Source organism: Ruegeria sp. BC5 (assembly GCF_056539205.1).
Genome location: NZ_JBQFUN010000001.1, coordinates 1,539,485 through 1,560,331, shown reverse-complemented (window position 1 = coordinate 1,560,331; position 20,847 = coordinate 1,539,485). Strand labels below are relative to the sequence as shown.

23 protein-coding genes are annotated in these 20,847 nt (G+C 57.6%); 11 read left to right on the top strand and 12 right to left on the bottom strand.

Going from position 1 to position 20,847, the window contains the following annotated elements; all coding sequences use genetic code 11:
- Positions 1-136: 136 nt before the first annotated feature.
- From ACR0LY_RS07860 to ACR0LY_RS07835, 6 genes are all read left to right on the top strand, one after another.
- Positions 137-697 carry a F0F1 ATP synthase subunit delta gene (locus ACR0LY_RS07860; protein ID WP_170347818.1) on the top strand — a complete coding sequence of 187 codons (561 nt, stop codon included), beginning with the start codon at positions 137-139 and terminating at the stop codon, positions 695-697.
- Positions 698-2,236, top strand: a complete 1,539-nt coding sequence (gene atpA / locus ACR0LY_RS07855; RefSeq protein WP_170347819.1) for a F0F1 ATP synthase subunit alpha — start codon at positions 698-700, stop codon at positions 2,234-2,236.
- Between the two features lie 15 nt (positions 2,237-2,251).
- Positions 2,252-3,127: a F0F1 ATP synthase subunit gamma gene (locus ACR0LY_RS07850; protein ID WP_058280013.1), complete on the top strand. Its 876-nt coding sequence runs from the start codon at positions 2,252-2,254 to the stop codon at positions 3,125-3,127.
- A 19-nt stretch (positions 3,128-3,146) separates the two neighbouring features.
- A complete protein-coding gene (atpD, locus tag ACR0LY_RS07845; RefSeq protein WP_170347820.1) occupies positions 3,147-4,571 on the top strand; it encodes a F0F1 ATP synthase subunit beta in 1,425 nt (474 codons plus the stop codon).
- A gap of 12 nt (positions 4,572-4,583) precedes the next feature.
- On the top strand, positions 4,584-4,994 hold the full coding sequence (locus tag ACR0LY_RS07840; RefSeq protein WP_170347821.1) for a F0F1 ATP synthase subunit epsilon: 411 nt from the start codon (positions 4,584-4,586) through the stop codon (positions 4,992-4,994).
- A gap of 117 nt (positions 4,995-5,111) precedes the next feature.
- A complete protein-coding gene (locus ACR0LY_RS07835) occupies positions 5,112-5,462 on the top strand; it encodes an H-type lectin domain-containing protein (protein WP_170347822.1) in 351 nt (116 codons plus the stop codon).
- A gap of 61 nt (positions 5,463-5,523) precedes the next feature.
- Here ACR0LY_RS07835 and ACR0LY_RS07830 read toward each other — a convergent pair whose 3' ends face one another.
- The 3 genes from ACR0LY_RS07830 to ACR0LY_RS07820 form a co-directional block, all read right to left on the bottom strand.
- Positions 5,524-6,207, bottom strand: coding sequence for a hypothetical protein (locus ACR0LY_RS07830; protein ID WP_170347823.1), 684 nt, complete (start codon positions 6,205-6,207; stop codon positions 5,524-5,526).
- Between the two features lie 301 nt (positions 6,208-6,508).
- Positions 6,509-6,958 carry a ribose 5-phosphate isomerase B gene (gene rpiB, locus ACR0LY_RS07825; protein ID WP_170347824.1) on the bottom strand — a complete coding sequence of 150 codons (450 nt, stop codon included), beginning with the start codon at positions 6,956-6,958 and terminating at the stop codon, positions 6,509-6,511.
- 103 nt (positions 6,959-7,061) lie between these two features.
- Positions 7,062-8,081 (bottom strand): ribose-phosphate pyrophosphokinase, encoded by a 1,020-nt coding sequence (locus ACR0LY_RS07820; RefSeq protein WP_170347825.1) that lies wholly within the window; start codon positions 8,079-8,081, stop codon positions 7,062-7,064.
- Positions 8,082-8,189: 108 nt separating this feature from the next.
- On the opposite strand from ACR0LY_RS07820, the gene ACR0LY_RS07815 reads away from it, so the two are divergent.
- Positions 8,190-8,792, top strand: a complete 603-nt coding sequence (locus ACR0LY_RS07815) for a 2-hydroxychromene-2-carboxylate isomerase (RefSeq protein WP_170347826.1) — start codon at positions 8,190-8,192, stop codon at positions 8,790-8,792.
- Between the two features lie 12 nt (positions 8,793-8,804).
- Here ACR0LY_RS07815 and ACR0LY_RS07810 read toward each other — a convergent pair whose 3' ends face one another.
- From ACR0LY_RS07810 to ACR0LY_RS07770, 9 genes are all read right to left on the bottom strand, one after another.
- Positions 8,805-9,839 carry a threonine aldolase family protein gene (locus ACR0LY_RS07810; RefSeq protein ID WP_170347827.1) on the bottom strand — a complete coding sequence of 345 codons (1,035 nt, stop codon included), beginning with the start codon at positions 9,837-9,839 and terminating at the stop codon, positions 8,805-8,807.
- Positions 9,839-10,312: a YcgN family cysteine cluster protein gene (locus ACR0LY_RS07805; protein ID WP_170347828.1), complete on the bottom strand. Its 474-nt coding sequence runs from the start codon at positions 10,310-10,312 to the stop codon at positions 9,839-9,841. The genes ACR0LY_RS07810 and ACR0LY_RS07805 overlap by 1 nt, the downstream gene beginning before the upstream one ends.
- A complete protein-coding gene (locus tag ACR0LY_RS07800) occupies positions 10,309-11,241 on the bottom strand; it encodes a bifunctional riboflavin kinase/FAD synthetase (RefSeq protein ID WP_170347829.1) in 933 nt (310 codons plus the stop codon). The genes ACR0LY_RS07805 and ACR0LY_RS07800 overlap by 4 nt, the downstream gene beginning before the upstream one ends.
- 51 nt (positions 11,242-11,292) lie before the next feature.
- A complete protein-coding gene (locus ACR0LY_RS07795; RefSeq protein ID WP_170347830.1) occupies positions 11,293-12,090 on the bottom strand; it encodes a Stf0 family sulfotransferase in 798 nt (265 codons plus the stop codon).
- 23 nt (positions 12,091-12,113) lie between these two features.
- Complete coding sequence (locus ACR0LY_RS07790) at positions 12,114-12,557, bottom strand: MaoC family dehydratase (protein ID WP_058275996.1); 444 nt, start codon at positions 12,555-12,557, stop codon at positions 12,114-12,116.
- Positions 12,558-12,657: 100 nt separating this feature from the next.
- On the bottom strand, positions 12,658-13,533 hold the full coding sequence (locus ACR0LY_RS07785) for a TIGR01459 family HAD-type hydrolase (protein ID WP_170347831.1): 876 nt from the start codon (positions 13,531-13,533) through the stop codon (positions 12,658-12,660).
- Positions 13,534-13,639: 106 nt separating this feature from the next.
- Entirely contained in the window at positions 13,640-14,716 is a 1,077-nt protein-coding gene (locus tag ACR0LY_RS07780) for a DUF389 domain-containing protein (RefSeq protein ID WP_170347832.1), read from the bottom strand.
- A 127-nt stretch (positions 14,717-14,843) separates the two neighbouring features.
- Positions 14,844-15,764: a manganese-dependent inorganic pyrophosphatase gene (locus tag ACR0LY_RS07775; protein ID WP_170347833.1), complete on the bottom strand. Its 921-nt coding sequence runs from the start codon at positions 15,762-15,764 to the stop codon at positions 14,844-14,846.
- A 109-nt stretch (positions 15,765-15,873) separates the two neighbouring features.
- A complete protein-coding gene (locus ACR0LY_RS07770) occupies positions 15,874-16,854 on the bottom strand; it encodes a TraB/GumN family protein (RefSeq protein WP_170347834.1) in 981 nt (326 codons plus the stop codon).
- A 124-nt stretch (positions 16,855-16,978) separates the two neighbouring features.
- On the opposite strand from ACR0LY_RS07770, the gene ACR0LY_RS07765 reads away from it, so the two are divergent.
- From ACR0LY_RS07765 to ACR0LY_RS07750, 4 genes are all read left to right on the top strand, one after another.
- A complete protein-coding gene (locus ACR0LY_RS07765) occupies positions 16,979-17,653 on the top strand; it encodes a DUF2161 domain-containing phosphodiesterase (protein ID WP_170347835.1) in 675 nt (224 codons plus the stop codon).
- A 151-nt stretch (positions 17,654-17,804) separates the two neighbouring features.
- Complete coding sequence (groES, locus tag ACR0LY_RS07760) at positions 17,805-18,092, top strand: co-chaperone GroES (RefSeq protein WP_170347836.1); 288 nt, start codon at positions 17,805-17,807, stop codon at positions 18,090-18,092.
- Between the two features lie 53 nt (positions 18,093-18,145).
- Entirely contained in the window at positions 18,146-19,789 is a 1,644-nt protein-coding gene (gene groL / locus ACR0LY_RS07755; protein ID WP_170347837.1) for a chaperonin GroEL, read from the top strand.
- 189 nt (positions 19,790-19,978) lie between these two features.
- Positions 19,979-20,821 carry a DMT family transporter gene (locus ACR0LY_RS07750; RefSeq protein WP_170347838.1) on the top strand — a complete coding sequence of 281 codons (843 nt, stop codon included), beginning with the start codon at positions 19,979-19,981 and terminating at the stop codon, positions 20,819-20,821.
- Positions 20,822-20,847: the final 26 nt, after the last annotated feature.

The window sequence follows — 20,847 nt, the reverse complement described above, 5'->3', positions numbered from 1 at the left end:
ATATATTGCTAGCTTGGTTCGGCTCTGCTACATCCCCGGTGATTTTGATCCCCGGCCGTCTGGGCGGGGTTTCCTCACGCCCCCGTGGTAGCGGCCGCTACTCAAAATCGGGGCCTCAAATATCGGAAGGGTGGACGTGTCCGAACCAGCTTCGATTTCCACTGGCATTGCTGAACGCTATGCCACCGCGATCTTTGAGATCGCCAAAGAGAATAATGACCTTGCAGGTCTGGAAACCGGCATCAACGATTTGGCAGCAGCTTTGGGCGAAAGCGCCGACTTGCGCGACCTGATTGCATCGCCGCTGGTATCCCGCGCCGAACAGGAAGCAGCGATTACCGCGATTGCCGACAAGATGGGTCTGCATACCATCCTGCGCAACACGCTGGGTCTGATGGCCGAAAAGCGCCGCCTGTTTGTTATTCCGCAACTGGTGCAGGTACTGCGCGACATGCTGGCAGACGAACGCGGCGAAGTGACCGCCGATGTCGCCTCGGCCAAGGCGTTGACCAAGACGCAACTGGATAAACTGTCCAAAACGCTGTCCGAGCGTGTGGGCAAGACCGTGACAATCAATGCGACCGTTGATGAAAGCCTCATCGGCGGTCTTGTCGTTAAAGTGGGCTCGAAAATGATCGATAGCTCGATCCGTTCGAAGCTGAACTCCCTACAGAATGCAATGAAAGAGGTCGGATAAATGGGAATCCAAGCTGCAGAGATTTCTGCAATCCTGAAGGACCAGATCAAGAATTTTGGTCAGGAAGCCGAAGTGGCCGAGATTGGCCGCGTGCTGAGCGTCGGTGACGGGATTGCCCGTGTATACGGCCTGGACAACGTACAAGCCGGTGAGATGGTCGAATTCCCCGGTGGCATCATGGGCATGGCGCTGAACCTGGAAAGCGACAACGTCGGTGTCGTTATCTTCGGTTCCGACCGTGACATTAAAGAAGGTGACACCGTCAAGCGCACCAACTCGATCGTGGACGTTCCGATCGGTGACGAGCTGCTGGGCCGTGTTGTTGACGGTCTGGGCAACCCGCTGGACGGCAAAGGCCCGATCAACGCAACCAAGCGTGGCGTTGCAGACGTTAAGGCACCAGGCATCATCCCGCGTAAGTCGGTTCATGAGCCGATGGCAACCGGCCTGAAATCGGTTGACGCGATGATCCCGATTGGCCGTGGCCAGCGTGAGCTGATCATTGGTGACCGTCAGACCGGTAAAACTGCCGTTGCTCTGGACGCGATCCTGAACCAGAAAGTGTACAATGACGCAGCAGGCGACGACGAGTCGAAGAAACTGTACTGCGTTTACGTTGCCATCGGTCAAAAGCGTTCGACCGTTGCGCAGCTGGTGAAGAAGCTGGAAGAATCCGGTGCGATTGAATACTCGATCGTTGTGGCCGCAACCGCGTCCGACCCGGCACCGATGCAGTTCCTGGCACCCTACGCTGCAACCGCGATGGCCGAATACTTCCGAGACAATGGCCGTCACGCGCTGATCATCTATGATGACTTGTCTAAGCAGGCTGTGTCCTATCGTCAGATGTCGCTGCTGCTGCGCCGCCCGCCCGGACGTGAAGCCTATCCTGGCGACGTTTTCTACCTCCACTCGCGCCTGCTGGAGCGTTCGGCCAAGCTGAACGAGGATTTCGGTGCGGGCTCGCTGACTGCTCTGCCGGTTATCGAAACTCAGGGTGGTGACGTTTCGGCGTTTATTCCGACCAACGTGATTTCGATCACCGACGGCCAGATCTTCCTGGAAACCGAACTGTTCTACCAGGGTATCCGTCCTGCTGTGAACACCGGTCTGTCGGTTTCGCGTGTGGGCTCTTCGGCTCAGACCAACTCGATGAAGTCGGTTGCCGGTCCGGTTAAACTGGAACTGGCTCAGTACCGTGAAATGGCTGCGTTTGCTCAGTTCGGTTCCGACCTGGACGCCGCGACCCAGCAGCTGCTGAACCGTGGTGCGCGTCTGACCGAGCTTATGAAACAGCCGCAGTACTCGCCGCTGACCAATGCTGAAATCGTCTGTGTCATCTTCGCCGGTACCAACGGTTACCTCGACAAGATCGACGTGTCCGATGTTGGCCGTTACGAAGCTGGCCTGCTGGCGCACCTGCGTGGCAAGCACGCGGATCTGCTTCAGTGGATCACGGACGAAGATCCCAAGATCAAGGGTGACGCTTCCGATAAGATCAAGGCTGCGCTGGACGAATACGCCGCAACCTTCGCTTAAGGGAGAGGCGGGCATATGCCAAATCTTAAGGACCTTAAAAACAGGATCGAGTCGGTCAAATCGACCCGCAAGATCACCAAGGCCATGCAGATGGTCGCGGCTGCAAAACTGCGCCGCGCCCAGGAATCTGCCGAAGCCTCGCGCCCCTATGCCGAACGGTTCAATGCCGTGATGGCGGGGCTGGCGGCGTCGGTCGGGGGTAGCGACAGCGCCCCCAAGCTGCTCCGTGGTACGGGCAGTGATGATGTCCATCTGCTGGTTGTCATGACAGCTGAACGCGGCCTGTGCGGCGGCTTCAACTCGAACATCGCCAAGCTGGCCCGCCAAAAGGCGGACGAGCTGCGCGCCAAAGGCAAGACGATCAAAGTTCTGACCGTCGGCAAAAAAGGCCGCGACGCGCTGAAGCGTGATTTTGGCGATCTGTTCGTTGGACATATCGACCTGAGCGAGGTCAAGCGTCTGGGCTATACCAACGCGCAAGACATCGCAAAGGACGTCCTGTCGCGCTTTGACGGGGGTGAGTTCGACGTTGCCACGATCTTCTATTCGAAGTTCGTCAACGTTGTGACCCAAATCCCGACGGCACAGCAGGTCATCCCCGCCTCGTTCGAGGAAACCGAGGGTGACGATAGCGGTGCTGTTTTCGACTACGAGCCCAGCGAAGAGGCCATCTTGGCCGACCTGCTGCCCAAGGGGGTTGCAACCGCGATCTTCTCGGCCCTGCTCGAAAACGGAGCGTCTGAACAGGGTGCACGGATGTCTGCAATGGATAACGCGACACGCAACGCGGGTGAAATGATCGACAAGCTGACGATCCAGTTCAACCGCTCGCGTCAGGCCGTGATCACCAACGAGCTGATTGAAATTATTTCCGGCGCCGAAGCGCTGTAAGAAAACCGGAGACAACAATATGGCGAATGCAAAAGGCAAAGTCACACAGATCATCGGGGCCGTCGTCGACGTGCACTTCGAAGATCAGCTGCCTGAAATTCTGAACGCGCTGGAAACCGAAAACAACGGCAAGCGTCTGGTACTGGAAGTTGCCCAGCACCTGGGTGAAAACACTGTCCGCACCATCGCGATGGACGCGACCGAAGGTCTGGTTCGTGGCGCGGAAGTCACCGACATGGGCGCACCGATCTCGGTTCCGGTTGGTAACGCCACCCTGGGCCGCATCCTGAACGTTGTTGGCGATCCCATCGACGAAAAGGGCCCGGTTGAGGCAACCGAATCCCGCGCCATCCACCAGCCTGCACCGACCTTTGCAGAACAGTCGACCGAGTCGGAAGTTCTGGTCACCGGCATCAAGGTTGTGGACCTGCTGGCCCCTTACGCCAAAGGCGGTAAGATCGGCCTGTTCGGCGGCGCCGGCGTTGGTAAAACCGTTCTGATCATGGAACTGATCAACAACATCGCAAAAGTGCACTCGGGCTTCTCGGTGTTTGCGGGTGTTGGTGAACGGACCCGTGAAGGGAACGACCTGTACCACGAGATGATCGAATCGAATGTTATCAAGCCGGACAACCTGTCGGAATCGCAGGTGGCCCTGGTTTACGGTCAGATGAACGAACCTCCCGGAGCGCGTGCGCGTGTTGCTCTGACCGGCCTGACCCTGGCTGAGCAGTTCCGCGACCAGTCCGGTACCGACGTTCTGTTCTTCGTCGACAACATCTTCCGCTTTACGCAGGCGGGTTCCGAGGTTTCGGCTCTGCTGGGTCGTATTCCTTCGGCGGTGGGCTACCAGCCGACACTGGCCACTGACATGGGTGCCCTGCAGGAACGCATCACCTCGACCAAGTCGGGCTCGATCACCTCGGTGCAGGCGATCTACGTGCCTGCGGACGACCTTACCGACCCTGCGCCGGCAACCTCGTTCGCTCACTTGGATGCGACTACCGTTCTTAACCGTGCGATCTCGGAAAAGGGTATCTACCCTGCGGTTGACCCGCTCGACTCGACTTCGCGTCTGCTCGACCCGGCCATCGTTGGCGAAGAGCATTATCAGGTTGCGACCGATGTTCAGCAGATCCTTCAGCGCTACAAGTCGTTGCAGGACATCATCGCCATCCTTGGCATGGACGAGCTGTCGGAAGAGGACAAACTGACCGTGGCCCGTGCCCGTAAGATCGAACGCTTCATGTCGCAGCCGTTCGACGTGGCGCAGGTCTTCACCGGCTCGCCGGGCGTTCAGGTTCCTCTGGATGTCACCATCGCGTCGTTCAAGGCCGTTGTGGCTGGCGAATACGATCACCTGCCCGAAGCGGCCTTCCTGATGGTTGGCGGCATCGACGAAGTGATCGCCAAAGCGGAAAAGATGGCCGCAGAAGCCGCCTAAGGAGTATCCCTGATGGCAAACACGATGCAATTCGACCTCGTCAGCCCCGAGCGGAGCCTTGCTTCGCTCAGCGCGACGGCGGTCCAGATTCCCGGCGCGGACGGGGACATGACGGCGATGCCCGATCATGCACCCACCATCACCACGCTGCGCCCGGGCATCCTGAAGGTCGAAGCACCTGAAGGGTCCAGCGAATACCTGGTCACCGGTGGGTTTGCTCAGATCAATGGCGATGGCCTGTCGGTTCTGGCCGAAAAGGCGATCCCGGTTGCCGAAATGACACGCTCACACCTGGACGATCTGATCGCCGAGGCACGCGCGTCGCACGAGGCAGCGAAGGAAGGCGATGATCAGTCCATCGTTGACGACGCTGCCAAGTTGCTGGCCGACATGGAAGCCCTTGGAACGCATATGAGCCTGTAAGGCTCTGGCAATTCTTGTGATTTATAACGGCTCCGCCTGCGCGGGGCCGTTTTTTTGTCGTGATTTTGCCGAGGCCGCAGGATAGGTGTAAGGAATACAAAGACAAAGACATCAACAATGAAGACTTTTCGAACCCACCCTATTGGTATCGACCAAGGCGAGTCAGTGCTGTTTTCCGATTTCGCTGATGGCGGCGATATGTGGACGGGCGAGGGGCCACGCGAACGGCGGTCTGCGATCCTCTTCAGTCAGCCATTTCGAACCGCACCGGTGGTTCAGATTGGCGTGTCTTTATGGGATGTGGACACGTCCTCGGCGCTACGTGCCGAGGTGACGACTGCGGACATTACACCTGAGGGCTTTGTTACCGTATTCCGAACCTGGTCGGATACGCGAATTGCCCGGATACGGGTGACATGGACGGCCATTGGTGAGGTCGCACATGAGGATGACTGGGATATCTCGTGATTGATTCAACGCCTGAGCCAGGAAGTGGTTTGAAAAACATGCTACGCGCTTTTCGGGATAATCAGTGTAGTCTGGAAAACAACCAGTTCCACTCGTAAGGATTAGCACCGCTCAGAATTATGGCGCAAATCGTTATGACGGCTCCAAGCACGCAAAATACGGGAACACGACCCAAGGCAAAACCACGCACGAAAAGTCCGATAAATCCTATGAGCAGAGAAAGCATAGGGAGACCAATCATAATCACGCTGGCCCCGAGGGCGTACTCTCGGGCACTCTCGGTATCCATCGAGTGGGCGATTTTGCCTGTAATAAGGTAAAATGTGGCAATGGCGCCAAAGCTGAAGCCTACTATGGAACATATGGTCCGAGCCCTGTTTGACGTAATACGCTTTCGACGCCCTCCCGTTTCGGAGGCGTCCGAGATCGCCTTGTTCCGCTGTTTGTCACCAGCCAAAATGCCGCGGTACATAAGGATACAGCCAGCCACTAACGCGAACACCCCCGCAACACCCAGCCCGGCTGCGGCACCGATCCCATAGCTTTGCTTTATAACCTCGTAACTTTCGTTCGCCTGTTTTACTGCTTGTTGCCCGACACTCAAAAACAGTATGCCGACAAGGACCTTCCAGTGATTTGGTCGGAGTGATGGAGCTTTTGTTACTTTTTGCGAAAGGTCAGAGGTTGCTTGAGGGTTATTGGCGTTGATGCGTTGAATGCGGTCTTGAAAGCTTGTGTTGGACATGGGTCGAGGTCTGAAACTCTATCATTTAGTGCTTGTAGGTTTTTTGCCAGGGCAATGTGTTGAAAATTGGTCTGACGTCAGCGCAATTGATGCGCCGAGGCCAAGAAAGGAGCCGCAACATAATTGGGTGTGAGACGTCTGAACTTTTCTACGTTTGACAACATTCGTAGCGCTAAGGCACAGGTCGCTCATAAAGTTGCATCGCCGACATGCATTGACGTGTTCCAGACACGGTCCAACAAAGCTCTGCAAGCGGGCGTTGCCAGGATTGCGGTGGTCTGAAGTGGCGTGAAATGCTGCTCTAGGCCTCATTTCCCTCAATCATGTCCACACGGGTCGCGTGACGGCCGCCTTCAAACTCGGCGGTCAGAAAGGCATCGACGATATCCAACGCCTGACCTTCACCCACAACGCGCGCACCGATGGAGAGCATGTTTGCGTCATTGTGATGGCGGATCATCCGGGCCGAAAACGCGTCGGAACAAACACCACAACGGATGCCGGGGACTTTGTTGGCGGCCATCATGATGCCTTGACCGGTGCCGCACAGAACGATTCCCAATTGGCAATCGCCCGAAGCCACAGCCTGTGCAGCAGCTTTGCCGTGCAGGGGGTAGTGGGTGCTTTCAGGAGTGGTAGGGCCGATGTCCACCACTTCCCAGCCATTTGCCGCAACATGGGCGGCAACAGCCTGACGCAAATCAATGGCTGCGTGGTCACTGGAGAGAACGATGCGTTTGTTGACTGTCATGGGACTTTCCACAGATAACCACGCTGATTTTCGTGGCAGGTTGGTCGCGGGCGCGGAGGCCTGCAAAGGGAAGGGCGGCCCAAAAGGACCGCCCGATCCAAACTTAGTCCATGTGGTACATAGACTCGTAGATCGGGATCAAGGTCTTGTCTTCGAATAGCGACGAAACGCTGGTACCGTTCCAGATATTCAGGATCGCCTGCGTGAAGATCGGAGACGTTGGTACGATGCGGATGTTCTTGGCTTTTGCGATCTCTGGGGTTGGCTGGATCGTGTCGGTTAGCACCAACGACTTCATTACCGAATTGGTTACGCGTTCGACTGCCGGGCCGCTCATGACGCCGTGTGTGATGTAAGAGTGAACCTCTTTCGCACCGTTATCCATCAGTACCTGAGCCGCTTTGCACAACGTGCCGGCAGTGTCGCACATGTCGTCCACGATCAGGCAAATCTTGTCTTTGACGTCGCCGATCACGGTCATTTCTGCCACTTCGCCAGCCTTTTCGCGTCGTTTGTCAACGATCGACAAGGGAGCGCTGATGCGTTTGGCAAGTTCACGTGCACGGGCCACACCGCCCACGTCGGGCGAGACAACCATAAGTTCATCCAGGTTGTTCTTGAACTGGTGTTTTACATCCAGTGCAAAGATTGGCGAGGCATAGAGGTTGTCGACCGGCATATCGAAGAACCCCTGAATCTGCGCTGCGTGCAGGTCCATGGTAAGGATCCGCTCGATCCCTGCACCGGTCAGCATGTTGGCCACCAGCTTGGCGCTGATCGGCGTGCGGGCCTTGGTGCGGCGGTCCTGTCGAGCATAACCGAAGTAGGGGATAACAGCGGTGATCCGTTGGGCCGATGACCGGCGCAACGCGTCGGCAATGATCAGCAGCTCCATCAGATTGTCATTGGCGGGGTTCGAGGTTGGCTGGACGATGAACATGTCCTCGCCACGCACGTTTTCGAACACTTCGACGAAAATCTCGCCGTCATTGAACCGTTCAACTCTCGCATCGACCAGACCCTGATCGACGCCGCGATACAGGCTCATGCGGCGAGCTATGGATTCGGCAAGCGGAAGATTTGCGTTCCCAGCGATAAGCTTGGGTTCGTTGAGTGTCGGCATCGGCTGAGGTCCCCGGGCAGCAATGGCAAATGTGACAGATTCGTGATGTTGACACCGCTTAGCATGGCCTTACCGTCCAGCAAAGGTAACGCAGCGGAGAAAGTGCACATGGCCCGGATTGACTACTATTTTGCGACAATTTCGCCATTCACCTATTTGGCAGGTGAGCGGCTGGAGGAGGTCGCGGCCAAGCATGGCGCGACGATCAATTACAAACCGCTGGATATCATGGCGCTGTTCGGGCGTACGGGGGGAACGCCGCCAAAAGATCGCCACCCGTCGCGCATTGAATACAGGGCGCAGGAACTGCTGCGCCAATCCAAGAACCTGGGAATAGAATTCAATCTGCAACCGGCGCATTGGCCGACCAATATGGCGCCGTCGTCCTATGCGGTAATTGCAGCGATGAAGGATGGGGCAGGGGATATAGGTAAGTTGGTCCAGTCCTTGCTGCGGGCCTGTTGGGCCGAGGAAAAAGACATCGCACAGGATGATGTGATCCGCGATTGCCTGACGCAGGCGGGCTTTGACCCAAATCTGGCAGACAGTGGCCTGCTGGTCGGTGCCGAAACCTATGCCGCCAATCTGGAAGAGGCCGTTGAACGTGGCGTCTTTGGCGCGCCGTTCTACATTACTGAGGATGGCCAGCGGTTTTGGGGGCAGGACCGTTTGGATGATCTGGACCGGCACCTGACCGAGGCCAAGGGTTGACCGGCATGCCAGTCAAAGCAGGTCGAGGAAACGGTCGATATCGTCGCTGCTGATCGACCAGTCACAGACCAGACGGCAGGCGAGCGCCTCTTCGTCACTCGCCCCGTCAAGTTCGGCCCCCCAAAGGTGGTAGATCGCCCCGGCCTCATGCAGTTGCTTGTGCCGGGCGCGGGAAAACTGGGCGAATACCATGTTGGCCTGCGGCTCGTGCAGGAAGGTCGCGCCCTTGGCACGCAGGCCGTCGGCCAGGTGGGCACAATTGGCGTTGGCCTTTCGTGCCATAGTCAGCCACAGGTCATCCTGCAAATAGGCTGCCATCTGTGCGGACAGATAGCGATGTTTTGAAAACAGATGCGCACCGCGCTTGCGCCGCAGTTCAAACTCCCAGGCTTTGGATTCGTCAAAGAAGACAACTGCCTCGACCCCCATCAAACCGTTCTTGGTGCCGCCAAAGCTGACCGCATCGACGCCCGCTTTCCACGTCATTTCGGCCGGAGAACAGTTCAGCGCGACCAAAGCGTTTGTGAACCGAGCTCCATCCAGGTGGACGGGCAGGTCAAACTCCTTTGCTACGCCGCACAATGCCTGCAACTCCTCCAGCGAATAGACCGAGCCGCGCTCGGTCACCTGGGTGATCGAAACCGGTCCGCGTTGCGGACCATGCACACCGCGGGTTTCTTCGGCCAGAATGGAACGGCGCAGCGCTTCGGGATCCATCTTGTCGCCGCCGGGTACCAACGTCAGCTTGGTGCCACTGTAGAATTCCGGCGCGTTGCATTCATCCTCGTGGATATGGGCGACGGGCGAACAGAACACCGTCTCCCATGGCTGTGCCAACGTAGCCAGAGCCAGCGAGTTTGCCGCCGTTCCTGTGGCTACCAGATACACCGCAGCACCGGGCGCTTCAAAGATGCCGCGAATTCGATCGCGCACCTCATTCATCAGTGTGTCGGCCCCATAGGCCATCTGATAGCCCTGATTTGCTTCGTTCAAAGCGGTCATGACCTGCGGATGAACCGGCCCAGAATTGTCAGAGGCAAAATACATCAGCTGGGCTCCTCGATGATATAGTCTTCCCATTCTTCGATGGGTGTTTCGAACTCGGACACCGTGCGCCCCTGAACCGAGATTCCGGCAGCGTGAACACTCTCCGCTGTACCTGATATCAATGGGTGCCAGTCGTAAAGAGGTTTCCCTTCCCACAACAGCCTGTAAGCGCACGTTTGCGGCAGCCAATAGGCGTGATCGTCGATATTGTCGGGCTTCATCACGATACATTCCGGCACGAACTGGTGGCGGATATCGTATTGGGTGCAGCGGCAGGTCTCATCATCCAGCAGACGGCAGGCGACGCAGGTCAGGGCCACCTCGCCTGTGTCTTCGTCTTCAAGCTTGTTCAGACAACACTTGCCGCAGCCGTCGCAAAGCGCTTCCCACTCTTGCTCGTTCATCTTGGGTAGGGGTTTGCGTTCCCAGAACCGGGGACTCAGGCCAGTGCGATCAATAGGATCGGCGGTCATAGCTTCGCCAGCAGTGTTCGGGCCTTGTCACAATCAGAGTTCATTTGTGCAATCAACCCGTCCAGCCCGTCGAAGGTCAATTCAGGTCGTAGATATTCAACCAGACCAATCGATAGGGTCGCACCATAAAGGTCGCCTGAAAAGTCGAGCAGGAAGGTTTCGATATTCGGCACTTCGCCCTTAAACATTGGCCGCGTCCCGACCGAGGCCGCGCCTTGATAGCTGCCTCGATGCGGGCCGTCCAACACATCGACCAGCACCGCGTAGACGCCGAATTTTGGCGGGTGCAAACCTTCGATGGACATGTTGGCGGTCGGGAAGCCCAACTCGCGGCCACGTTGTTCGCCGCCGATCACCGGACCCTCGATCCGATGCCAATGGCCCAGCATGGTTGCCGCATCGCGAGGGCGGCCTTCGGTCAGCGCTGTACGGATCGCGGTGGACGACACGATATTCTCGGACCGCTCCATCAAAGGTGCGATGGTGACGCCAAAGCCCATTTGTTGACCGAACCGAACCAGATCATCCGCCGTACCGCTGCGCCCCTTGCCGAAACAGAAATCGGCACCGACAACCACATGCGAAAGGCCCAACCCGTCGCAAATCACGTTCGACGCGAATTCTTCCGGAGTCAGCCCGGCAAGGGCGGAATTGAAGGGCAGTTCATACAATTTCTTGACACCCAGCTTTTCTAGCCGGTGCGCTCGGGCATTGCAGCGCATCAGGCGAAAAGGCGGGGCTGCGGGTGCGAAATACTCGCGTGGGTGCGGCTCAAAGGTCATCACCCCCAAAGGCGCATCCGGCGCGGCATTGCGGGCCAGTTCGATCACAGACTGGTGGCCGATGTGGACGCCGTCAAAATTCCCGATCGCCACGCTGGCGCCGCGGTCCTGAGGCTCGATGAACTGAAAATCACGGATGATGCGCATAGCATCTGCCTAACGGGACTGCGGTTCGGGTTCAAGCATCTGATTGCATTGTCAGTGTGTGGGATGATCGGCCAAAAAACGTCTGGCCCATTCCCGGTTTGTAGAGTCTGCCAGCTTGTCTGTGGCGGGCGTGAACTCGGCACCCCGCGCGGGATCGATCCCCAGCAGGTATAGTACATCGGTCAAAGCGCCAATTGGATCGTTTTCAAGTTGTTCGTAATGGATGATATGCGGCGTGATCTGCTGCGCGGCGAACCAGTCACGCCAGGCCGCATCCCCTTCTTCAAGTTCAGCCATGTATCGGGCGATGGCGATCGGATCGTAAACCGGGTCGGCAGGTGGGGTGAGACGCTCCAACTCGGTCCCATCTGCGTTGCGGTGCCACAATCCGGTCTGTTCGGCTTTCACAATCGAAATAGCCTGTTCCAGCTTGTTGCGCCGATTAAGGTAAACGAAGCAGACCTCGCCAAAGGTGGCTTTCAGCCGGGCTAGGTCATCCCCGGCGGTCGGGTATAGACTGCGCAATTGCTGAAGAAAGAAGGCCCGACTTTTGCCTTGCAGGCGCAATCCGAAGATGTCTGTAGCGGCTTTTCTCTGGTGAATGGCCTCGGCAAAGATTGCGCGCAGGGTGCTTTTTGTATCCGGAAACGCGCTGCGATCCAGATCGTAATACGCCATCCATTCTTCCAAGATCGGGGCATGAAAGTACGAATCCGGTTTTCCTGCGCAACCCGTGGCGGCTAGTAGCTGGTACAGCAAAGTGCTGCCGCTGCGCGGGGTCGTGCAAATTAAGTAGCTGTCAAAATTGTTTACCGACCCGGGTCTAGACCGGGCCGGTGAACGAAACAAGGCTGGTAAAGCTGTGCTTTGGATCAGTCGAACTTGCGCGACGGGGCCAGAACCATTGCTTCGCCGACCAGAACCTTTTTGCCATCTACGGCGCAGTGGCAATCCAGTTTCACCCGACGCTTGGCAAAGTCGATGTCGATCACTTTGACCTCGGCATAGACCATGTCACCGGGGCGCACGGGGGCCAGGAATTTCAGCGACTGACCCATATACACGGTGCCGTGGCCGGGCAGCTGTTCGCCGATGACGGCCGAGATCAGGCCCGCCGTCAGCATCCCATGGGCGATGCGCCCCTCAAAGATCGTGTCGCGGGCATAGTCATCATCCAGATGCACCGGATTCCGGTCGGTCGAAACCTGCGCAAACATCTCGATATCTTCGTCAGTCACCACTTTGCGCAGGTGACGGGTCATGCCCATTTCGATGTCTTCAATACAGATCGTGCCGCGCGGAAGATTGTCCAACATGTCGCCCTCACTTGAATCCGTTGAGCAACAAAAGGATCAATGTTGCCCGTGTTCGGCAACTTTATTACTTCGCAAGCGCAGAAAATCAAGCCTTTTCTGCTTATCTCAGGCGACCGATTGTATAGGTGGGATTTATATTTTCCCTTGCAATGTAGTCAGTTAGCGATTCGTGGTGCGGATGATGCTCAGTTTTTGTTTCTGCAGCAGCCAATCCGCCCGAGATAAACAGAGAATCAATCCCCTCACCCATGCCGCCCAGAATGTCGGTATGGGGGCCATCACCGATCACCAAAATGTCGCCATCGGGGATGTCGTGGCCCAGTTCTTGCAGCCTACGGCGGGCCAGATCATAGATCGGCGGGTGGGGTTTGCCGAAGTACAGGCTTTCGCCGCCCATCTCGGTATACAGTTTGGCCAGCGCCCCGGCACACCATTCGCGCACCTCGCCCCGGTCGACCACAATATCGGGATTGGCGCACAGCAGCTTCATGCCCTTTTGCTTGGCATAGAGGAAATCCGCGCGGTTGACGGACGGGTCCGCCATCGGATCAAACGGACCGCAACAGACGATCCCTTCGGCCTCATCCAGCGGGACCCGTTCGATGTGGATCGGGTGGTGCAGTATTTTCAGCGGCTCAAAGAACCCCGCATCGCGCTGCCATTCGCCCATGAAATAGACCTTTTCCCCGACGGCGCCCCGGAACATCGCCGACCGCGCAGAATCGCCGCTGGTGGCGATGGTGTCATAGGCATCTTCGGGGACGTTGAATTGCACCAATTGTTGGGCAACGCCCGCGCGGGGTTTCGGAGAGTTCGTCACCAGCACGACAATCCCGCCTTTCGCACGATAGGCTTTGAGGGCAGCGACGGCCTCGGGGAAGGCGGTGATGCCGTTGTGAACACAGCCCCAAAGGTCAACGAACAGTGCTTTGTAGCGGTCGGATATGTCGGACAGGGCGTGGACGATCTGAGTCATTGAGGACCTCGGGCGAGTTGAATGCAAGGTTGCGTCAGCTATTGCAAAGCTGACGGGCTTTGACCATCCCGCAATGCCAATTGCCGCCGTTAAATGGCTGTGTCGGTCAGTTTTCTTCGCTGATCTCGTCGACATCCGGCGCCTGCTGGACGGCATCGGTGCCCAGAATGACTTGCGCGCCAATCCTGTTTTGGAACCGCACCACCACCAGATAGCCCGGACCCAATTGATCTTGAAGGATTTCGACCAAAGGTGTCTCGCGCAGGCTTTCTGGCAGCAATCCAGCGACCGAGGAGACTTTGTAAGCCGCTTCAATCGGCAGGTCGACGATCAGCCAGATATCTGCCTGCTTGCGTTTGGCGTTTACGTCAATGCGGATGACCTCGACCGACACCGGGTCTGCCCAATCGCGGATGGCTTGTGCGACCTGAGCTTCGGTTCGGGTTTCGAGATAGCGATTATAGGTGGATTTACCCAACTGCAAAACGACAAGAGCCAGAAAGGCCAATGTCACAGTCACACTGGCGGTAAAGTTCAGTTTCCGGCGACCTTTGCTGAAGACCATCGAGCGGGCCGCGTACACGATATAAACCGCGCAGGCGGACAGGATGATCGCGCCAAGGTTGGTGGCGAATAACAACCCGGCCTCATACGCCTCGCCCGGTTCGCCGAAATACAGCAGAACGCCCGAGGCGGACAGGGGCGGCACCAGTGACACGCCGATGGCCGCGCCGGGCAGCAAGCTGGCTTCGGAGCGGTTGATTTGCACGTAAGCACCGGCGACGCCTGCGGCCAGAGCGACAATCAGGTCCTCGGTTCCGGGGTCGGTCCGGGCCAAGACTTGATCAGGGATCAGGATGCCGCGCGGGACATCTGCGACATAGACCAAGAGCCACGCGAGCAATACGCAAAGAATGGCCGCACCGCAGACAATCAGAGCCAGATAGAACGCACGCCCCAGCCACCCCATGACCATAGCCGCCGCCACGCCCAATATGGGAGCCATCAGCGGCGCCACCAGCATTGCGGCAATCACCACCGCGCCTGAATCGCGAAGCATGCCCATCGTAGCGATCACAACCGATAGGGTCAGCAGCATCGCAAAGCGCCGCCAATAGGCTGCTCTGTCCTTGCCTTCAAACCGCAAGATGTCTCGGGTGGTGCTGAACTTGCGTGTACTCATATGTCGGAACTGATCCGCTACTTGCTCTCCTGACCAGAGTAGCAATGGAAGCGGGTCGCGCAAATCCTATGCCTCAACAAAAAAAGGCGCCCCACTTGGGCGCCTTTTCTTTGGAAAGATCTAAAGATCAGACCTTGAGGTTCGGAATGATTTGCTTTTTGCGGCTCATGATGCCCGGCAGGACCACGGCGTCGCCGTTAACCGATGCGCCAAAGCTTTTCTCGGCCACGCCTTTGACTAGATCGTTCGGCACCAGCAGAGTGGCCTCTTCGTTCAGAATGTCGACCACGAACAGCAGCACCTGATCGACGCCGTCCTCGCTGGCCACACTGACCATCGAGTCCGCCAGGCTAGCCTTGCGGTCCAGCACGACGCCGGGGGCCGTGGTTTCCAGAACCGAGACGCGGAACTTGGTGCCGTCGACCTCGTATTCTTTGCTGTCCATGCGGATCAGTTCGGCGTCTGAGAAGGACGATACATCCGATTTTGCCGCGAACATGTCGGCGGCATAAGCCGATACGTCTAGGCCCAGTTCAGCAGCCAGTTTCTCGGCCACTTCGCGATCATGCGCAGTGGTTGTGGGCGAGCGGAACTCCAAGGTATCCGACAGGATGCAAGTCAGCGCCGCGCCTTTGATGGCGTCGGGCATCTTGGCTGCGTCGTCGCCCATCAGGTCGACCATGATGGTGGCGGTGCAGGCCAGCGGGCGCACGGTGATGTCGATCGGGCCTTTGGTTTCCAGGCCGCCGACCAGCTTGTGGTGGTCGATGATGGCTTGGATATCGGCACTGTTGATGCTGGCGGGCAGTTCGGCCGGGTTGTTGGTGTCAACGATGACAACCGGCGCGTCGGCTTCGACGTCGTCGATGATACGCGGCTTGGACAGGTCCCAGCGCTGCAGCATGAACGCGGCTTCGGTGTTGGGCTCGCCCAGCAGAACGGGCTCGGCCTGTTCGCCTATGACTTCGTTCAGGTACCACGACCACAGGATGGGTGATCCTGTGGAGTCGGTGTCGGGAGATTTATGGCCAAATACAAGGGTTGTCATGTCAGCGTCCTGAGGATGATAATTTGCGCGCCTTATAGGGCGGTCCGCCGGGGTTGTCACCCGGCAGAATCCTCGCTGCGACGGTTGGTCTGTCTTTCGCCGAGTGCGATCAGAAAGGCGCGCGGGTCAAGAAATATCCAGCCTGTTGCAATTGGTTCAGCAATCCATGAGTACCGCCTAGATGTCCAGCCCCCACGGCGATCACTGCGGTCTGATCTTGAATGTCCAGAATCCTCGGCATCCAATTGTTGTTTCGCCCGACCAGTAAGTGCTGTTCGAACGCCTGCCATTCTTCGTCAAACACTTCGGGCGACATACCAGAATGCTCTCGCGCCAAAATACGGCCTAGTTCGATGGATTGTGCGTGATTTTCCTCGAAATATGAGTTTGTCATGGTGGCCAGCTGGTCGTCGCTGGTTTCGTACGAATTGACCCACCGCGCTAGCGATTCCGCCTGTTCTTCAATCGAGTGGAGTTCAAACATGGTCATCAGTTCCTCAATGCTCTCCAGCGAAAATTGAGGGATGCCTTGATCTTCGGCTAAAACGGTCAGACGCGCATCCAGCCCATGATTGGCGTTCGGGTCCTGAAGTAGGCATGTAGGCATGGCCAGAGTCATGCCCAGAAACCAGGGGCGCATTTTCGCTCCCATCCAACTGGGTATGCCGCGTTCGGCTAGGGCGGAAGACAGGGTTGTCCAAGCCTCTTCGGGTAGCAGGTCAATCAAGGTGGGGCCGGACGTAATCAAGATCGGGCTCGGGTCCAGAGCCAGTTCCTTTTCCCAGGCCTTCATCTCGTCTTGGGTTACTTCGAAATAGAATGCATCGGCTTGGCTGAGTGTTGGCGTCAGGTTTGCGACAATCACATCCATGCGCGGATCGTTCAGGTGCATCGTACCTATCAGGTGCAGCACCGTTGTGCCCTTTGTTGCGATCCAGTGGTTGCCTTCTGCAAATGGGACGTTGGTCAGGGTTTCTTTCAGCTCGGCGTGGGCTGCAGGTGACAATTCGCCCTTTAGATCGCGCCCCTCGCAAGCTGCGTGAACCGTGACGGGCAGCAACAGGCAGATCACCAGCAGAATTATGCGCATGTGGAAATTTCCTTTGAAATCAGAGTTGCTGAAACACTGCCTCGGCAGGTGAATGGGTGCAAGGCCGATTGGAAAGCTGCGCCTGGCGTCTGGCATTCCGCCGCAAATCGCATAGCATGCAAACATGAACCGCGAGCAGGATCTCTATCCCCCCATCAAGGCGCTGTTAGAGCGTCAGGGCTATTCCGTCAAAGGCGAGGTTGGCGCGGCTGATATCGTGGCCGTGCGGGATGGCGAAGAACCGGTCATCGTCGAGCTTAAGCTGCGGTTTTCGCTGGCATTGTTCCATCAGGCGATCACACGGCTGAAAGTGACGGATCAGGTTTACATCGGGGTGTGCAAGCCCAAAGGCCGCAGCGCGCGTCGGGCGCTGAAGGACAATCTGGCGCTGTGTCGCCGGCTGGGGTTGGGGCTGATCACCGTGCGGGCCGATGGCAAGGTCGAGGTGCAATGTGATCCCGGCCCGTACGCACCGCGCAAGTCCAAGGCTAAGACTTCGCGCTTGTTGCGTGAGTTCGACCGGCTTGAGGGCGATCCCAATGCAGGCGGCGCTACGCGACACGGGATCGTCACGGCCTATCGTCAGGACGCCCTGAAATGCGCGGCACATCTGGCGGAATGTGGGGCAACCAAAGGGTCCGAAGTCGCAAAGGCAACCGGCGTTCCTGAGGCCACTCGCCTGATGCGCGACAATCACTACGGTTGGTTCGGTAAGGTGGAAAAGGGCGTCTACGACCTGACCGCCGCCGGGCAGGACGGTCTGAAACACTGGGCTTACAGCTGGGAACAGCCTGACTGAGCCCGGTTGCAAAAAATCCATCACAGCTTGTTGACTCGGGGTTTGCGACCCCCTAGCTATGCGTCGTTATCACTCTCATCACCCGAGTGCTAACGCCTCGCCATCCGGCGAGGGGAGGATAAATAAACTTTGAGCCCAAGGAGCTGCAAAGATGGCATTGAAACCGCTTCATGACCGCGTGTTGGTTCGCCGTACCGAAAGCGAAGAAAAAACAGCAGGCGGGCTGATCATTCCTGACAGCGCTAAAGAAAAGCCCAGCGAAGGCGAAGTCGTTGCAACCGGCGAAGGCGCACGCAAGGACAGCGGCGAACTGATCGCAATGGCTGTAAAATCCGGTGACAAGATCCTGTTCGGCAAATGGTCGGGCACCGAGGTTCAGGTCAACGGCGAAGAGCTGCTGATGATGAAAGAAAGCGACATCATGGGGATCATCGAGTAAGCCGCGCGCTTCTCTGATCTTCATTTCCAACTTATTTCTCAAGGAGAGACAATATGGCTGCTAAGGACGTCAAGTTCGACACCGATGCCCGCAACCGCATGCTGTCAGGTGTGAACATCCTGGCCGATGCTGTCAAAGTGACCCTGGGCCCAAAAGGCCGCAACGTGGTTCTGGACAAATCCTTTGGCGCACCGCGCATCACCAAAGACGGTGTTTCGGTTGCCAAGGAAATCGAACTGGAAGACAAGTTCGAAAACATGGGCGCGCAGATGGTGAAAGAAGTCGCCAGCCGCACTAATGACGAAGCCGGCGACGGCACCACCACCGCAACCGTTCTTGCGCAGGCAATCGTTCGCGAAGGCCTGAAGCAGGTTGCAGCGGGCCTGAACCCGATGGACCTGAAGCGCGGTATCGACCTGGCAACCGCCAAGGTTGTTGAAGGCATCAAAGACGCCTCGCGCGAAGTCAAAGACTCGGCAGAAGTTGCTCAGGTTGGCACCATCTCGGCCAACGGCGAAGCCGAAATCGGCCAGCAGATCGCAGACGCGATGCAGAAGGTTGGCAACGAAGGCGTCATCACCGTCGAAGAAAACAAAGGTCTGGAAACCGAGACCGATGTTGTCGAAGGTATGCAGTTCGACCGTGGCTACCTGTCGCCTTACTTCGTCACCAACGCAGACAAGATGATCGCAGAACTCGACGACTGCATGATCCTGCTGCACGAAAAGAAACTGTCCTCGCTGCAGCCGATGGTTCCGCTGCTCGAGCAGGTGATCCAGTCGCAAAAGCCGCTGCTGATCATTGCTGAGGACGTTGAAGGCGAAGCGCTGGCAACTCTGGTTGTCAACAAACTGCGCGGCGGCCTGAAAATTGCTGCTGTCAAAGCACCGGGCTTCGGCGATCGCCGCAAAGCCATGCTGCAGGACATCGCGATCCTGACCGGCGGTCAGGTTATCTCGGAAGATCTGGGTATGAAGCTCGAGTCCGTCACCATGGACATGCTGGGCACCGCCAAGAAAATCGAGATCACCAAAGACGAAACCACCATCGTCGACGGTGCTGGCGAGAAAGCCGAGATCGAAGCACGTGTTGCTCAGATCCGCACTCAGATCGAAGAAACCACCAGCGACTACGACCGTGAAAAGCTGCAAGAGCGCGTTGCCAAACTGGCAGGCGGTGTTGCCGTTATCCGCGTCGGCGGCATGACCGAAGTTGAAGTGAAAGAGCGTAAGGACCGTGTGGACGATGCTCTGAACGCAACACGCGCTGCTGTTCAGGAAGGCGTTGTTGTCGGTGGTGGTGTTGCTCTGGTTCAGGCCGGTAAAGCACTGGAAACTCTGGAAGGTGCAAACGCTGACCAGAACGCTGGCATCAACATCGTTCGCAAAGCCATCGAAGCGCCGCTGCGCCAGATCGCCGAGAACGCAGGTGTTGACGGTGCGGTTGTTGCGGGCAAAGTCCGTGAATCTGCTGACGCAGCATTCGGTTTCAACGCACAGACCGAAGAATATGGTGACATGTTCTCGTTCGGCGTGATCGATCCGGCAAAGGTTGTCCGTACCGCTCTGGAAGATGCGGCATCGGTTGCTGGCCTGCTGGTCACCACCGAAGCAATGGTTGCAGACAAGCCTGCCAAAGAAGGCGCAGCACCTGCAGGCGGCATGCCTGACATGGGCGGCATGGGCGGCATGATGTAAGCACGTCGAATTCGCCCCGGCGAATTCCGACGATCCCGACAAGCGCTTGGCCCTATGGCCAGATTGCTTAGAGGGACCGCCATAGAACTTACTGACGGGGTCGCCTTTGGGCGGCCCCGTTTCTTTTTACCACTACGCCGCGCTGGAAAGTGAGTGTGCAAACGCTCGCGATACCGCTATGCGGTTGATATGCGTTTGTTTCTGCTCACCACTCTGACCATGTGCGCCTTTGCGGCGAATTCGATCCTGAATCGTCTGGCTATAGACAGCGGTGCCAGCGACCCCGCCGGGTTTGCCATAATTCGCGTGTTGTCCGGGGCAGTGGTGCTGACCGGTCTGGTTTGGCTCAGGTCAGGTCGTCTGCCATTGCGCAACCGGCGCAGGTTGGCGGGGGCAGGATCGCTGTCACTCTATATGATTGGGTTTTCCATCGCCTATCTGACGTTGGATGCGGGCCTTGGGGCGCTGATCCTGTTTGGCGTTGTGCAGATCACAATGTTCGCAGTGACGTCGTTAACCGGCAATGCTCCGACTGCGCGACAGATGGGGGGCGCGGCAATCGCCCTTATGGGGCTGGTCTATGTCCTGTGGCCGTCCGGAGCAGTACAGGTCGACCCGATTGGCGCAGCTCTGATGACAGCTGCCGGGGTCGGATGGGCAGTCTATTCGCTGGTTGGGCGGTTTGAGCCTGACGCCCTTGCTGGAACGGCGGCCAATTTCGTTATAGCCCTGCCGGTTACTGCGCTAGCGTTAATGCTGACCGTTGGGGGTTGGCAGATGAGTGGCGCTGGCTACCTGCTGGCTGCCCTTTCTGGAGGTGTGACCTCGGGGATGGGCTATGCCGTATGGTATCGGGTTTTGCCGCAACTGGCGCCAAGCACGGCGGCGGTAGTGCAATTGAGCGTACCAATCATCGCCATCCTCGCTGGCGTTTTGTTGTTGGGAGAAGTCGCCAGTTTGCGCCTGATCTTTGGCGCGGCGCTGGTTCTGGGCGGCATCGCGCTGGCTGTCCTGCGCCTGAAGCCGCGCTAGGGGTTTCAACGCAATCGGATAACGCT